The organism is Streptomyces sp. NPDC053541, from assembly GCF_044544705.1.
Lineage (GTDB): Bacteria > Actinomycetota > Actinomycetes > Streptomycetales > Streptomycetaceae > Streptomyces.
The window spans coordinates 414,506-428,685 of the sequence record NZ_JBITXM010000008.1; the positions used below are offsets into that span (position 1 = coordinate 414,506).

Here is a 14,180-nt window from a genome sequence, read left to right on the forward strand (position 1 = left end):
AAGAGGGCGGCCGTACCCCTGGGGGTGCGGCCGCCCTCCGGCGGGTGCGGGGGCTCAGCCCTCGGCCGGTACGGGGGAGGGGAACGCCGTGGTGCCCGGCTCCTTGCGGAGGGTCGGGGCGGTGTCCGTGTCCAGGTCCGGTTCGAGGGCGGGCTCCGGGGCCGAGCCGGGGACCGTGTCGAGGGCGTCGGCGGTCGCCGTGCGCCGCTCCGGCAGCAGGTCCAGGACGGCCCGGCGGTGCGCCTCGCTGGTCGCGTCGTCGTACGGGTCGGGGGTGGCCGGCACCTGGAGGCGCAGCACCGGGCCGGTGCCGAGCCGGGCGTAGCCGCGGCCCGGGGGGACGTCCGGGACCGGGGTGGTGTGCGGGGCGGTGCCCAGGACCGCGGCGATCTGCTCCGGCGCGCAGGGCCCGAGCACGATCCGGGCCCGGGTGTGCGTCCGTACCGTCTCGCCGAGCGCGTCCAGGCTGTCGAACTGCTCGGCCACCACGACCGTGACCGACGCGGCCCGGCCGTGCCGAAGCGGCACCTGGAGCAGGTCCTGCGGGTCCGGGCGGCCGTCGGCGGCGGCCAGGTGGCCGAGCACGGTGGGCCGGTCGAGCAGGATCCACAGCGGCCGGCGGGTGTCCTCGGGCGCCGGGTGACCGGCCTGCCGGGCCCGGTTCGCGGCGATCAGCCGCCGCTCCGTCTCGTGCGCGGCCCACTCCAGGCTGGCCAGCGCGCCGGCCAGGCCGCACTCGACGGCCAGGACGCCGTCCCGGCCGACCAGGCACGCGTACTCGCCGGTGCCGCTGCCCTCGATGACCAGCACATCGCCGTGCGGCAGCGCCTGGAGGGCGATCGAGCGCAGCAGGGAGCTGGTGCCGCTGCCCGGCTGGCCGACGGCCAGCAGGTGCGGCTCGGTGGACCGGGGGCCGGTGCGCCACACCACGGCGGGGGCGTCCTCGGTGTCCTCGCCGGCCCGCACCGGCACGGTGCGCTGCACCGCGTCGGCGTCGGTGAAGCCGAGCACCGTCTCGCCCGGCACCGTCACGAAGCGCTGGGCGGCGATCGTGGTGGGCAGCGCGGGCAGCACGCGCATGGTGAGCCGGTTGCCCTCCTCGTCCCAGTCGAAGAGGTACTCGCGGCCGCGGCCCGACTTGGCGTGCAGCAGCTGCTCGATCCGGGCCCGCGCGGCGGGCTCGCCGTCCGTGAAGTAAGGGGGGTAGGAGATCCGCAGCCGGGTGATCCGGCCGTCCTCGTCGAAGGCGTGGTCGCCGAAGACGGCGGCCCAGTCGCCGCCGTGGGCGAACAGCGGCTCGGGGTCCTCCGGGTGGGACAGATACGGCACCAGGGCCTCGTAGAGACCCTTGAGCCGGGCGATCTCCGCGTCGTCCGGCCCGGTCTTGACGACCGGGCGCTCACGCCCCTGCCAGGCGGCCGCGCCCATGAGCGCCACGAGGGCGAGCAGCGGACCGTAGGGCACCAGGGCGACGACCAGGACGCAGGCCGCGACCAGGAACAGCAGGGGACCGCGCCGCTCCTTGGGGGTCGCGGCCCACTTGGCGCGCGCGGTCGCGGCCAGCTTCCGCAGACCACGCGAGATGGTGATCAGCGGATGGAGCACGTCGGTGGCGCTGTCGGCGGCCGTTCGCGCGATCTCTCGGCTGCGCGCGAGCTGTGCGCTGCCGCTGCTCAGAATGCGGGGGAGTGGGCGCCGGGCCACGTCGTACTCCTGAAGGGGTGGAAGGGACTGGAGGAGGTCAGAACTTGATCCCGCCCAAGAGGCTGGCGAGGCTCTGGCCGCCGGCGGTGATGCTCGGCGCGATGGCGGTGCCGGCGAGATAGAAGCCGAAGAGCGCGCAGACGAGGGCGTGCGAGGCCTTGAGTCCGTCCTTCTTGAAGAACAGGAAGCAGATGATGCCGAGCAGGACGACGCCTGAGATGGACAGGATCATGAGGTGTTCTCCTGGTTGAGGGGACAGTCACCTTGAGTCCTTCCAGGTTCACGGCAAGTATCTATGTGACTAAAGGTGCATACGGGTGAACAGCGGGCGATTTCACTTGACCGGAGGACGTCGGGCGCCCCTCCGGTTGGCGAAACCCGCCGGCTGCGGTAGGGCACCGGTCCGGGACGGGACGCGATCATCCTTGCCGCGGACGGCTCCCCTCATGTGCTCCGGCGGGCAGTACCCTGTCGATTCACTCGTACGGCCGCCGTCGCCGTGCGCGGTCGAGCAAGGAGAGGCAGGCACCACGATGAGCGAGCGCGCGACCCCCGATCCCGAGGTCGTCGAACTGGCCGGCAAGGTCTTCGACCTGGCCCGGAGCGGCGACGCGGCGACCCTCGCCGCCTACCTCGACGCGGGCGTCCCGGCGAACCTGAGCAACGAGAAGGGCGACACGCTCGTCATGCTCGCCGCCTACCACGGGCACGCCGCCGCCGTCACCGCCCTGCTCGACCGCGGCGCCGACGCCGACCGCGCCAACGACCGCGGCCAGACCCCGCTGGCCGGTGCCGTCTTCAAGGGGGAGGACGCCGTGATCCGCGCCCTCCTGGCCGGCGGGGCGGATCCGGAAGCGGGAACTCCGTCCGCCGTGGATACCGCGCGCATGTTTGGGAAGACGGAACTCCTGGAGCTCTTCTCCGGCTCGGTGAACGAGGGCTGAACCCCAGGTGAGACGGCGCCGTAAATGTGGTCGCGGTGGCGAAATGGGTGGGTCATCATGACGTCGGGCCCGCAGGGGGCCACCGACGAGAGGCAGAGGAAGATGGTCACTGGCAAGCGCAGGACGACGGGCGGCCCGACATGTTGCCGCACGGCCTAGGCGAACAGCCTGCCCCGGTTCATCCCGGGATTCCCCCCGGTCGTGTCGACAGCTTGATGTGAGGCGTCTTCCATGTTCGATCCAGTCATAGCGCCGAGCGGCACCCTGCTCGGTCTGCTGCAGAGGGGCCGCGGCGACGGCACCCTCCACGCGCTCGCCGCGCCACGTGCCGAGGCCCTCGCGGCCCTGAACCACTGCGTGCTCGACGACCCCCGCCCCGACTGGCGGGTCGAGAACCGCTCCCTCTACTACGCCCGGCTCTACCTGGACCTCCACGGAGGCCTGGAGGAGATCGAGGCGCACCTCTTCGGCGCCGAGGACCACCTCGACACCGAGGAGTCCCGCACCGGGCTCGCGCTCGCCGTCCTCGGCCACCTCGCGTCCTACGGACGCCGGGACGCCCTCGTCCTGCTCCGGCGGTACGCGGCGGGCGGGGCCAACTGGGCCTGGGCCCTCGACGAGCTCGCGCTGCGCGACGACGACACGGGCCTGCGCGCCCTCGCCGAGCCCGTGCTGGCCCGCTTCCCGGCCACCCCCGAGGGCGAGGCCGAGCTGGCCGCCGCCGTCCGCGACGCCTACGAGCCCCGGCCCTGGCGGCTGTGGGCCGAGGACCCGCGGCCGGGCGTCGGCGCCCGCGTCACGGCCGCCCGCGAACAGGGCTCCTTCGACCGTTGGCAGCGCCAGCTGCGCCCCACCGGCCCCCGGCCCGGCTGGAGCGTGCGTGCCGTCCTCGACTGGGCCCAGGAGGGCCACGAGCGCGGCGCCGAGCTGCACGGGCCCGCCGCCCGCTGCCTGGTCGCCGTCGCCGGACCCGAGGACCGCGGGACGATCCTCGACGCCGCCCGCAGCGGCCCGGACGGCGCCCGCTGCGCCGCCCTGCACTACCTCGCCGAGGCCCAGGACCCCGCCGTCCTCGACCTCGTCGAACGAGCCGTCGGCGACGGCTCGCGCACCGTCGCCGAGGCCGCCGTCGCCGCCTACGGCCGGATGAGCTGCGAGGCCGCCGTCGACCGCGCCCGCGGCTGGGTCCACCGCCCCGACGAGCTCGGCGCCGCCGCCGCCGGGACGCTCGCCTGCCGCGGCGGCTCCGAGGACTCCCCCCTCGTCCTCGGCGCCCTCCGCGAGACCGTGCGCTCCCAGGGCCCCGACGCGCCCGCCCTCTACCCCCTGGTCGACGGCGCCGGCCGGCTCGGCATCGTCTGCGCCGCCCCCGTGCTGCGCCACGTCTACCGCGAGACCGCCTCCTCCCAGCTTCGCGGCCGCACCGCCCAGGCCCTGGCCGCCACCGACGCCGGGTTCCCCACCGGCTTCGCCGTCGAGTGCCTGTGGGACTGCGAGGAGACCACCCGCGAGATCGCCGCCCAGCACGCCGAGACCGGCGACGCGCGCGTCGCCGAACGCCTGCGCCGCCTCGCCGCCGACCCGGCCGAGGAGGCCGAGGTCCAGACGGCCGTCCGCAACCGCATAGGCCCGGACCTCGACCTGCAGGTCTGAGCGCCCGCGGCAGGCAGGGAACGCACGGGGGTGGCCGGTGACGGCCACCCCCGTGCGCGTGGGGGTGGCGGGGCTCGCGCCCGTAGGAGCACCTGGGCCGGGCGTGTCCGACGGTCATCCCCGCGCGCGTGGGGCGGCGGGTGACGACGCCCCCGCGCTCATGGCGTGACGGGGCTAGCGCCCGCACCAGCACTTGGGCCTGGCGTGTCCGACGGCCACCCTTGTGCGTCTGGGGCCGCGCGAGCCCGTGAGACTGGCCGGCGCCCGCGCCCGCACAGGCACCCGCGCGCGCGTGACCCCGTCCGGACGCGCCCTGCGCCGTGCCGTGTCGGCCGACGTGCCCGAGTCGCGGCCGATGTCCGACCGCGCTGCGCCGCGCGCGGCGGCCGGGCCCGCGCCCGAGCGGAGCCGAAGCCGGGGCCGCCGGGGTCTGTCGATGTCTGCTCAGGCCGCGCCGTGCCGGCGCGGGCCGGCCGGGGCCGTGCCCCGTATGCCCTGCGGGCTCGGGCCCGCACGGGCACCCGCACGCGTGCGTGAGCCCGCCGGGCCCCGGCGCCGTCGGCCCGGGCCCGTCGGTCCCCGTCCGGCTGCGTCTTGCGCGTGCTGTGTCGCCGGCCTGTCCGAGCCGCGGCCGATGTCCGGCCGGGCTGCGCCGCGCGCGGCGGCCGGGCCCGCGCCCGAGCGGGCGGGCGGAGCCGAAGCCGGGATCGCCGGGGTGCCCCGTACGCCCTGCGGGCTCGGGCCAGCACGGGCGCCCGCACGCGCGCGTGCGCCCGCTATGCCCCCGGCGCCCCCGGGGACAACGCTCATGGGACGTTCTCCGGGCGTCCAGATCCACTTTGACGGGGACACGTCGAGCCCGACGACAACACCGGTATGCGTGTCGTCATCGTCACCGAGTCCTTCCCGCCCGATGTCAACGGTGTGGCCCACACGGCCCTGCAGACCGCCCGCCACCTCGTCCGCCGCGGGCACGAACCCCTCGTCGTCGCCCCCGCGGTCCCCGCGTCCGCCCCGGGAACGGACGCCGACGCGCCGTGCCCCGTGGTCCGCGTCCCCTCCCTGCCGCTGCCCGGGTATCCGCAGGTCCGGGTCGCGCTGCCCAGCCGTCGGGTGGCCGCCGCCATCGCCGCGCACCGGGCCGACCTGGTCCATCTGGCCAGCCCCTTCGTCCTCGGGGTGCGCGGCATGACCGCCGCCGCCCGGCTCGGGCTGCCCGCCGTGGCCGTCTACCAGACCGACCTCGCCGGCTACGCCCGCACCTACATGGGCGCGGGCGAGGCCGCCGCCTGGCGCCGGCTGCGCGCCGTGCACCGGGCCGCCGACCGGACCCTCGCGCCGTCCACCGCCGCCGCGCGGGACCTGGCCGCGCACGGCATCGGCCGCACGCGCCTGTGGGGGCGCGGCGTCGACACCGAGCGCTTCCGACCGGCGCTGCGCGACGACGCGCTGCGCCGCGCACTCGCCCCCGACGGCGCGACGCTCGTCGGATACGTGGGCCGGCTCGCCCCGGAGAAGCGCGTCGACCTGCTCGCCGGGGTGTGCCGGCTGCCCGGCGTGCGGCTCGTGGTGGTGGGCGACGGCCCCAGCGGACCGGGCCTGCGCTCCGCCCTGCCCGGCGCCGTCTTCCTCGGCCGGCGCACCGGGACCGAGCTGGCGCGGATCTTCGCCTCGCTCGACGTCTTCGCCCACACCGGCCCGTACGAGACCTTCTGCCAGACCGTGCAGGAGGCCATGGCCAGCGGCGTGCCGGTGGTCGCGCCCGCCGCCGGCGGCCCCCTCGACCTGGTCGCCCACCGCACCACCGGGCTCCTCGTCCCGCCCGGCGACCCGGAGGCGCTGCGCACCGCCGTCGCCTCGCTGGCCGCCGCGCCCGAGCTGCGCGCCGCCTACGGCCGGGCCGGCCGGGCCGCCGTCGAGGGCCGCACCTGGGAGGCGATCGGCGACGAACTCATCGGCCACTACCGCGAGGTGCTGCGCGAGCGGACGGCGGTGGCGGCATGAGAGGCCCGGGAGAGCCCCTGCGGATCGTCCGGCTCGCCAACTTCGTCACCCCCACCTCCGGCGGCCTGCGCACCGCCCTCGACCGGCTCGGCCGCGGCTACCGCGCCGCCGGCCACGCACCGGTCCTCGTCGTCCCCGGCGCGACCGCGAGCGACACCGACACGCCGCAGGGCCGGGTGATCACCCTGCCCGGCCCCGTCCTCCCCGGCACCGGCGGCTATCGGGTCCTCGCCGACCGGCGCCGGCTGCGCCGCCTCCTGGAGGACCTCGCCCCCGACCGCCTGGAGGTCTCCGACCGCACCACCCTGCGCTGGACCGGGGAGTGGGCGCGCCGGGCCCGAGTGCCGGCCGTGATGGTCTCCCACGAGACCGCCGACGGGGTGCTGCGCACCTGGGGCGTGCCGGACGCCCTCGCCGGGCGCGCCGCCGACCGGCTCAACCGCCGCACCGCCTGGGCCTACGCCCGGATCGTCTGCACCACGGAGTGGGCCGAGCGGGAGTTCGTACGGATCGGGGCGCGCAACGTCGTCCGCGCCCCGCTCGGCGTCGACCTCGCCCACTGCCGGCCCGGTCGGCGCAGCCCGGCCGTCCGCGCCCGCCACGCGGCGGGCGAGCCGGTGCTCCTCGCCCTGTGCTCGCGCCTCTCGGTCGAGAAGCGCCCGCTGCTCGCCCTGGACGCCCTGGCCGACCTGCGCGCCGGGGGGACCCGGGCCGCGCTGGTGGTCGCCGGCGCGGGACCGCTGCGGGGCGCGATGGAGCGGCGCGCCCGGGACCTGCGGCTGCCCGTGCGCTTCCTCGGCCACGTCGCCGACCGTGACGCCCTCGCCGACCTCCAGGCCGCCGCCGACCTCTGCCTGGCCCCCGGGCCGGCCGAGACCTTCGGCCTCGCCGCCCTCGAAGCCCTCGCCTGCGGCACCCCCGTCGTCTGCAGCGTCTCCTCGGCGCTCCCCGAGGTCGTCGCCGACGCCGGCGCCGCGGCCGCCGACGACCCCGCCGCCTTCGCCCGGGCCGTCCGCACCGTCCTGGCCCGCCCCGAGGCCGCACGGCGGGCCGCGGCCCGCGCCCGCGCCGAGCTCTTCTCCTGGCCGCGCGCCACCGCCGCCTTCCTGGCGGCCCACGACGCCACGCCCCTGACGGCGCCGGACGCCCGGCGGGAGGGCGTGCGATGACCCGGTTCGTCGCCCTCGGCGACTCCCTCAGCGAGGGCGTCGGCGACCGCCTTCCGGACGGGGCCTGGCGCGGCTGGGCGGCCCTGCTGGCCCAGGGGGTCCGGCCGCCCGGCGAGCCGCTCGCGTTCACCAACCTCGCCCTGAGCGGCGCGCAGAGCCGGGACGTGGCCGAGACCCAGCTCCCGGCGGCGCTGGCGCTGCGGCCGCAGCTCGCCTCCGTGGTGGTCGGGGTGAACGACACCCTGCGCCGCACCTTCGACATCGGCCTGCTGGCCGGACGGCTCGACCGGGTCTGCGGCGAACTCGCCGGGGCCGGGGCGGTGCTGCTCACCGCCTGTCTGCCCGACCCCGGCCGGATGCTCGGACTGCCCGGCCCGCTCGCCCGCCCGCTGGCCCGGCGCCAGCGGGCCGTGAACGCCGTCGTCCACGCCCTCTCCGAGCACTACGACGCGGTCCACCTGCACCTGGCCGCCCCCGGCTGGACCGAGGACCGGGCGCTGTGGAGCGCCGACCGGCTGCACCCGGGGGAGCGCGGCCACCGGGCGGTCGCCGCCGCCTTCCACCGGCTGCTGCGCGAGCGCGGCCTCGCCCTCGGCCCGGCGCCCTCGCCCGAGCCGGAACAGCCCCCGCCGAGCCGTACGGACGCCGTCCGCTGGCTGGCCACCGCCGGCACCGCCTGGGTGGTGCGGCGCTGCGGCGACCTGCTGCCGCAGCTGCTCGCCCTGGCCGCCGCCGAGCTGCGGCACTCCGCGACCGGCACCGCCGCCCTGCTCGACACCCACGCCGACACCGCCCTGGCCCGTGCCCTCGACGCGACAATGAGGGCATGACCGGACGCTGGGAGTTCTGGATCGACCGGGGCGGCACCTTCACGGACGTCGTGGGCCGGCGGCCCGACGGGCGGCTCGTCACCCGGAAGCTGCTGTCCCACGACCCCGGCCGGCGCCAGGACGCCGCCGTCGCCGGGATCCGGCTGCTCCTGGGGCTCGCGCCCGACGAGCCCGTCCCCGCCGAGCGGATCGCCGTCGTGAAGATGGGCACCACCGTCGCCACCAACGCGCTCCTGGAGCGCCGCGGCGAGCCGACCCTGCTGCTGATCACGGCGGGGTTCCGGGACGCGCTGCACATCGCCTACCAGAACCGGCCGCGGATCTTCGACCGGCACATCGTGCTGCCCGAGGCCGTGTACGAGCGGGTGGCCGAGGTCCCCGAACGCGTCGACGCCCGGGGCCGGGTCGTCACCCCGCTGGACGAGGCCGCGGTCGCCGCCGCCCTCGCGGACGCGCACCGCGACGGGTTGCGCTCGGCCGCCGTCGTCCTGATGCACGGCTACCGCCACCCCGGGCACGAGACCCGGGTCGCCGAGCTCGCCCGCGCCGCCGGGTTCACGCAGGTCAGCTGCTCGCACGAGGTCAGCCCGCTGATCAGGCTGGTGCCGCGCGGGGACACCACCGTCGTCGACGCCTACCTCTCGCCGATCCTGCGCCGTTACGTGGACGAGGTGGCCCGCGAACTCGCCGGGATCCGGCTGATGTTCATGCAGTCCAACGGCGGCCTGCGCGAGGCCGCGCACTTCCGCGGCAAGGACGCCGTCCTGTCCGGCCCGGCCGGCGGGGTCGTCGGCATGGCCCGCACCTCCCGGCAGGCCGGCTTCGACCGGGTCGTCGGCCTCGACATGGGCGGCACCTCCACCGACGTCTCCCACTACGCCGGCGCACTGGAGCGCGAACTCGGCACCCAGGTCGCCGGGGTGCGCATGCGCGCCCCGATGACCAGCATCCACACCGTCGCCGCCGGCGGCGGCTCCGTCCTCCACTACGACGGGCAGCGCTACCGCGTCGGCCCCGACTCGGCCGGCGCCGTCCCCGGCCCCGCCTGCTACCGGCGCGGCGGCCCGCTCACCGTCACCGACGCCAACGTGATGCTCGGCCGGATCCAGCCCGCCCACTTCCCCGCCGTGTTCGGCGAGCACGGCGACCAGCCGCTCGACGCCGACGTCGTGCGCGAGCGCTTCACCGCCCTCGCCGCCGAGATCGGCGGCGGGCGCGGCCCCGAGGAGGTCGCCGCCGGCTTCCTGGAGATCGCCGTCCTCAACATGGCCAACGCCGTCAAGAAGATCTCCGTGCAGCGCGGCCACGACATCACCCGGTACGCCCTCACCAGCTTCGGCGGCGCCGGCGGCCAGCACGCCTGCGCCGTCGCCGACACGCTCGGCGTCGACACCGTGCTCGTCCCGCCGCTCGCCGGCGTCCTCTCCGCGTACGGGATCGGGCTCGCCGACGCCACCGCCCTGCGGGAGCAGTCCGTCGAGGCCGGACTCGACGAGCCCGGCACGCCCGAACGCGTCGCCCGGCTCTGCGCCGACCTCGCCGCGCGCACCCGCGAGGAGCTGCGCGCCGACGGCCTGCGCGAGGACGCCGTCACCACCCACGCGCGCGTACTGCTGCGCTACGCCGGCACCGACGCGAGCCTGCCCGTGCCCCTGGACACGCCGGAAGCGATGAAAACCGGGTTCACGGACCTCCACCGGGCGCGGTACGGCTTCACCATGGACGCCCCGCTCGTCGTCGAGGCCGTCACCGTGGAGGCCGTCGGCACCGCCGGGCCGCACGACCCGGTCACCGTGTCCGGCGCGCCCCGCGACGGCGCCCTCGCGCCGCGCGCCACCGTCACCACGTACAGCGGCGGTCGGTCCGTCCCCACCCCGCTGCACCGCCGCGAGGACCTGCGCCCCGGCGACGCCGTCACCGGGCCGGCGATCCTCGCCGAGGCCGACGCCACCACCGTCGTCGACCCCGGCTGGCGGGCCACCGCCACCGACACCGGACACCTGCTGCTGCGCCGGGTCACCCCGCGCCCCGCCCGCACCGCCGCCGGCACCGACGTCGACCCGGTCCTCCTGGAGGTGTTCAACAACCTCTTCATGGCCATCGCCGAGCAGATGGGCGTGCGCCTGGAGAACACCGCCCGCTCCGTGAACATCAAGGAGCGGCTCGACTTCTCCTGCGCCCTCTTCGACCCCGAGGGCAACCTCGTCGCCAACGCCCCGCACATCCCCGTCCACCTCGGCTCCATGGGCGAGTCCATCAAGGAGGTGCTGCGCCGCAACGCCGGGGAGCTGCGGCCCGGCGACGTCTACGCGGTCAACGACCCGTACCACGGCGGCACCCACCTGCCCGACGTCACCGTCGTCACGCCCGTCTTCGACCCCGGGGGCGGCGAACTGCGCTTCCTCGTCGCCTCCCGCGGCCACCACGCCGAGATCGGCGGCATCACCCCCGGCTCCATGCCCGCCTTCAGCCGGACCGTCCACGAGGAGGGCGTCCTCTTCGACAACTGGCTGCTGGTCCGCGACGGTCGCTTCCGCGAGGCCGAGACCCGGGCCCTGCTCACCGGCGCCCCGTACCCCTCCCGCGACCCGGACACCAACCTCGCCGACCTGCGCGCCCAGATCGCCGCCAACGAGAAGGGCATCGAGGAACTCGGCAAGACCGTCGACCAGTTCGGCCTGGACGTCGTCCACGCCTACATGCGGCACGTGCGCGCCAACGCCGAGGAGTCCGTCCGCCGCATCGTCGCGCGCCTGGAGGACGGCGCGTACCGCTACGAGACCGACGCCGGCGCGGAGATCCGCGTGACGGTCACCGTGGACCGCGAACGGCGCTCCGCCGTCCTCGACTTCACCGGCACCTCCGCCCAGCTGCCCGGCAACGCCAATGCCCCCACCTCGGTCGTCATGGCGGCCGTCCTCTACGTCTTCCGCACCCTCGTCGACGACGACATCCCGCTCAACAGCGGCTGCCTGGCCCCGCTCGACGTGCGCGTCCCGCCCGGCTGCATGCTCGCCCCGGAGTACCCGGCGGCCACCGTCGCGGGCAACGTCGAGACCTCACAGGCCGTCACCGGCGCCCTCTACGCGGCCCTCGGCGTCCAGGCGGAGGGCTCCGGCACCATGAACAACCTCACCTTCGGCAACGACCGCGTCCAGTACTACGAGACGATCGCGAGCGGCTCGGGCGCCGGCGAGGGCTTCCACGGCGCCGACGCCGTGCAGACCCACATGACCAACTCCCGGCTCACCGACCCCGAGGTCCTGGAGTGGCGCCACCCCGTCCGGGTCGACGCCTTCACCGTCCGCGAGGGCAGCGGCGGCCGCGGCCGCTGGCACGGCGGCGCCGGCGTCGAACGCCGCATCCGCTTCCTCGAACCCATGACGGTCGCCCTGCTCACCGGCCACCGCAGGATCCCGCCCTACGGCATGGCCGGCGGCGCACCCGGCGCGCTCGGCGCCAACACGGTCGAGCGCGCCGACGGCACGGTCGACCACCTCGACGGCGTCGACACCACCGACGTCGGCCCCGGTGACGTGCTCGTCGTCCGCACCCCGGGCGGCGGGGGCTACGGCCCGCCGCCGATGTGAACCCGTCGGCGGATCAGCGGCACGGCACGAACCGCACCGGCGTTCCCGGCACCGCCTGCGCCGCCGCCGCGAGGTCCTCCTCACGGACCACGGCCACCACCGGGTAGCCACCGGTCGTCGGGTGGTCGGCCAGGAAGACCACCGGGCGCCCGTCCGGCGGCACCTGCACCGCGCCCAGGGGCATGCCCTCGCTGGGGAGTTCGCCGGGGACGGCGCGCTCCAGGGCCGGGCCCTCGGTGCGCAGCCCGATCCGGTTGCTCGCCGGGGACACCCGCCACACGCGCGTGGCGAGGGCGCCGAGGGCCGCGCCGGTGAACCAGCGGTCGCGCGGGCCGAGCCGCACGCGCAGCACCAGGGTCTCCGGCGGGCCGGGCCACGGCGGGGCGTCCGCCCCGGGCGGCGCGGCCGGCGCGGCCGGGCCCAGCGGCAGCACCGCGCCGTCCGCCAGCGGCGCCGGGCCGAGCCCGGACAGCAGGTCGGTGGAGCGGCTGCCGAGCACCGGCTCGACCGCGATGCCGCCGCCGAACCCCACGTACGAGCGCAGCCCGCGCACCGGGGCGCCCACGTCGAGCAGCTGCCCGGCACCCACCCGGACCGGGGCGCCCCAGGCGGCCGGCCGCCCGTCCACCCGTACCGGACAGGGCGCGCCGCCCACCACGACCGTCACCGCCCGGCGCGGCCGCACCGCGCAGCCGGTGAGCGTGGTCTCCAGGACCGCGGATGACGGGGGATCGCCGAGCAGCCGGTTGACCAGGCGGACCGCGGCCGGGTCCAGGGCCCCGGAGCGCGGCACGCCGAGGTGGGCGTGGCCCGGCCGGCCCAGGTCCTGCACGGTGGTCAGGGCCCCGGCCCGGACGACGCAGACGGCCCGGTCGGTCATCGGTCCGCCACCGTGAACCGCACCCGGGTGCCGGGGGAGAGCAGCGCCGCCGGCTCGCGCCCGGTGTCCCAGAGCGTCGCGCCGGTGCGGCCGATCAGCTGCCAGCCGCCCGGCGAGGAGCGCGGATAGACGCCGGTGTACGGCCCCGCGAGCGCGACCGAGCCGGCCGGGACGGCGGTGCGCGGGGTGGCCCGGCGCGGCACCCCGTACCGCTCGCCGAGCCCGGTCAGATAGCCGAAGCCCGGGGCGAACCCGCAGAACGCGACCCGGAACGCGGTCTCCGTGTGGATCCGCACCGCGGCCTCCACGGACACCCCCCACAGCGCCGCGACCTCCGCGAGGTCGGGCCCGTCGTAGCGCACCGGCAGCACCACGGACCGCGCCACGCGCGCGGGGAGCGGCGGCACGTCCCAGGAGCGCAGCTCGGCCGCCAGCCGGTCCGGTGCCGCGACGCCTTCCAGGAGCACGGTCCGGGCGGCCGGCACGATCTCCCGCACGGCGCCGAGCAGTCCGGCCGCCCGCCGGCGCAGCAGCTCGGCGTGGAAGGCCTCGGTGGCCTCCCCGCTCGCCAGCTCGACGAGCAGCCCGTGCTCGCCGACCCGGAACACCTCGCGGTCCGTCATGCGAAGGCCTCCACCCGGACCCCGGCCGTCTCCAGCGCGGAGCGCACCCGGCGGGCCAGCTCCACCGCGCCGGGTGTGTCGCCGTGCAGGCACAGCGAGCGGGCCCGCACGGCGACCGGGCTGCCGCAGTGCGCGTCGACGGTCCCGAACCGGGCCATGGACACCGAGCGCTCCACCACCTCGGCCGGATCGTGCAGCACCGCACCCTCCTCACCGCGCGGCAGCAGGGTGCCGTCCGCCCGGTAGGCCCGGTCGCCGAAGGCCTCGCCCACCACCGGAAGCCCGGCCGCGGCGGCGGCCTCGTGCAGCCGCGAGCCGGGCAGGCCCAGCACCGGCAGACCGGGGGCGGCGAGCAGCACGCCGGAGACGACGGCCGCCGCCTGCTCGGCGTCGCGCACCACCCGGTTGTAGAGCGCGCCGTGCGGCTTGACGTAGGCCACGGAGGCGCCGGCCGCGCGGGCGAACACCTCCAGGGCGCCGATCTGGTACGCGACCTCGGCGGCCAGCTCCTCGGCCGGCACGTCCATGGCGCGCCGCCCGAAGCCCGCCAGGTCGCGGTAGGAGACCTGGGCCCCGATCCGTACCCCGCGCTCGGCGGCCAGCGCGCACACCCGGCGCATGGTCGCCGCGTCCCCGGCGTGGAAGCCGCAGGCCACGTTGGCGCTGGTGACCACCGACAGCAGCCGCTCGTCGTCGGTGAGCGTCCAGCGGCCGAAGCCCTCGCCGAGGTCGGCGTTGAGGTCGATCGAGACCGGACTCATCAGGGGTTCTCCTTCTCCTTCT

General features: G+C 76.9%; 11 protein-coding genes. 6 read left to right on the forward strand and 5 right to left on the reverse strand.

The window, feature by feature from the left end:
• Positions 1 to 54: 54 nt before the first annotated feature.
• Together ACIGW2_RS22605 and ACIGW2_RS22610 are read right to left on the reverse strand one after the other, a co-directional pair.
• Positions 55 to 1,704 (reverse strand): hypothetical protein, encoded by a 1,650-nt coding sequence (locus ACIGW2_RS22605; protein WP_399845323.1) that lies wholly within the window; start codon positions 1,702 to 1,704, stop codon positions 55 to 57.
• 37 nt (positions 1,705 to 1,741) lie between these two features.
• Positions 1,742 to 1,936: a hypothetical protein gene (locus tag ACIGW2_RS22610; protein ID WP_128976945.1), complete on the reverse strand. Its 195-nt coding sequence runs from the start codon at positions 1,934 to 1,936 to the stop codon at positions 1,742 to 1,744.
• 301 nt (positions 1,937 to 2,237) lie between these two features.
• On the opposite strand from ACIGW2_RS22610, the gene ACIGW2_RS22615 reads away from it, so the two are divergent.
• From ACIGW2_RS22615 to ACIGW2_RS22640, 6 genes are all read left to right on the forward strand, one after another.
• The gene (locus ACIGW2_RS22615; RefSeq protein ID WP_391653727.1) at positions 2,238 to 2,648 is read left to right on the forward strand and encodes an ankyrin repeat domain-containing protein; all 411 of its coding nucleotides are present in this window, start codon (positions 2,238 to 2,240) and stop codon (positions 2,646 to 2,648) included.
• A gap of 231 nt (positions 2,649 to 2,879) precedes the next feature.
• Positions 2,880 to 4,301, forward strand: coding sequence for a HEAT repeat domain-containing protein (locus tag ACIGW2_RS22620; protein ID WP_399845327.1), 1,422 nt, complete (start codon positions 2,880 to 2,882; stop codon positions 4,299 to 4,301).
• Between the two features lie 876 nt (positions 4,302 to 5,177).
• Positions 5,178 to 6,305, forward strand: a complete 1,128-nt coding sequence (locus tag ACIGW2_RS22625) for a glycosyltransferase family 4 protein (protein ID WP_391653725.1) — start codon at positions 5,178 to 5,180, stop codon at positions 6,303 to 6,305.
• Positions 6,302 to 7,474 (forward strand): glycosyltransferase, encoded by a 1,173-nt coding sequence (locus tag ACIGW2_RS22630; protein ID WP_391653724.1) that lies wholly within the window; start codon positions 6,302 to 6,304, stop codon positions 7,472 to 7,474. Before ACIGW2_RS22625 ends, ACIGW2_RS22630 begins: the two co-directional genes overlap by 4 nt.
• Complete coding sequence (locus tag ACIGW2_RS22635; RefSeq protein WP_399845331.1) at positions 7,471 to 8,304, forward strand: SGNH/GDSL hydrolase family protein; 834 nt, start codon at positions 7,471 to 7,473, stop codon at positions 8,302 to 8,304. The genes ACIGW2_RS22630 and ACIGW2_RS22635 overlap by 4 nt, the downstream gene beginning before the upstream one ends.
• A complete protein-coding gene (locus tag ACIGW2_RS22640) occupies positions 8,301 to 11,894 on the forward strand; it encodes a hydantoinase B/oxoprolinase family protein (RefSeq protein ID WP_399845333.1) in 3,594 nt (1,197 codons plus the stop codon). The genes ACIGW2_RS22635 and ACIGW2_RS22640 overlap by 4 nt, the downstream gene beginning before the upstream one ends.
• A gap of 13 nt (positions 11,895 to 11,907) precedes the next feature.
• On the opposite strand, the gene ACIGW2_RS22645 is transcribed toward ACIGW2_RS22640, so the two are convergent.
• From ACIGW2_RS22645 to ACIGW2_RS22655, 3 genes are read right to left on the reverse strand one after another with little or no spacing between them, the layout of a single operon-like run.
• A complete protein-coding gene (locus ACIGW2_RS22645; RefSeq protein ID WP_391653721.1) occupies positions 11,908 to 12,774 on the reverse strand; it encodes a biotin-dependent carboxyltransferase family protein in 867 nt (288 codons plus the stop codon).
• The gene (locus ACIGW2_RS22650; RefSeq protein ID WP_399845336.1) at positions 12,771 to 13,397 is read right to left on the reverse strand and encodes an allophanate hydrolase subunit 1; all 627 of its coding nucleotides are present in this window, start codon (positions 13,395 to 13,397) and stop codon (positions 12,771 to 12,773) included. Before ACIGW2_RS22650 ends, ACIGW2_RS22645 begins: the two co-directional genes overlap by 4 nt.
• Positions 13,394 to 14,158, reverse strand: coding sequence for a LamB/YcsF family protein (locus ACIGW2_RS22655; RefSeq protein ID WP_391653719.1), 765 nt, complete (start codon positions 14,156 to 14,158; stop codon positions 13,394 to 13,396). The genes ACIGW2_RS22650 and ACIGW2_RS22655 overlap by 4 nt, the downstream gene beginning before the upstream one ends.
• Between the last annotated feature and the right edge of the window lie 22 nt (positions 14,159 to 14,180).

Bases quoted from the DNA above. Each gene is read 5' to 3' on its own strand.
- ACIGW2_RS22610 (WP_128976945.1), bottom strand. From the start codon at position 1,936: ATGATCCTGTCCATCTCAGGCGTCGTCCTGCTCGGCATCATCTGCTTC.
- ACIGW2_RS22615 (WP_391653727.1), top strand. From the start codon at position 2,238: ATGAGCGAGCGCGCGACCCCCGATCCCGAGGTCGTCGAACTGGCCGGC.
- ACIGW2_RS22620 (WP_399845327.1), top strand. From the start codon at position 2,880: ATGTTCGATCCAGTCATAGCGCCGAGCGGCACCCTGCTCGGTCTGCTG.
- ACIGW2_RS22625 (WP_391653725.1), top strand. From the start codon at position 5,178: ATGCGTGTCGTCATCGTCACCGAGTCCTTCCCGCCCGATGTCAACGGT.
- ACIGW2_RS22630 (WP_391653724.1), top strand. From the start codon at position 6,302: ATGAGAGGCCCGGGAGAGCCCCTGCGGATCGTCCGGCTCGCCAACTTC.
- ACIGW2_RS22635 (WP_399845331.1), top strand. From the start codon at position 7,471: ATGACCCGGTTCGTCGCCCTCGGCGACTCCCTCAGCGAGGGCGTCGGC.
- ACIGW2_RS22640 (WP_399845333.1), top strand. From the start codon at position 8,301: ATGACCGGACGCTGGGAGTTCTGGATCGACCGGGGCGGCACCTTCACG.
- ACIGW2_RS22645 (WP_391653721.1), bottom strand. From the start codon at position 12,774: ATGACCGACCGGGCCGTCTGCGTCGTCCGGGCCGGGGCCCTGACCACC.
- ACIGW2_RS22650 (WP_399845336.1), bottom strand. From the start codon at position 13,397: ATGACGGACCGCGAGGTGTTCCGGGTCGGCGAGCACGGGCTGCTCGTC.
- ACIGW2_RS22655 (WP_391653719.1), bottom strand. From the start codon at position 14,158: ATGAGTCCGGTCTCGATCGACCTCAACGCCGACCTCGGCGAGGGCTTC.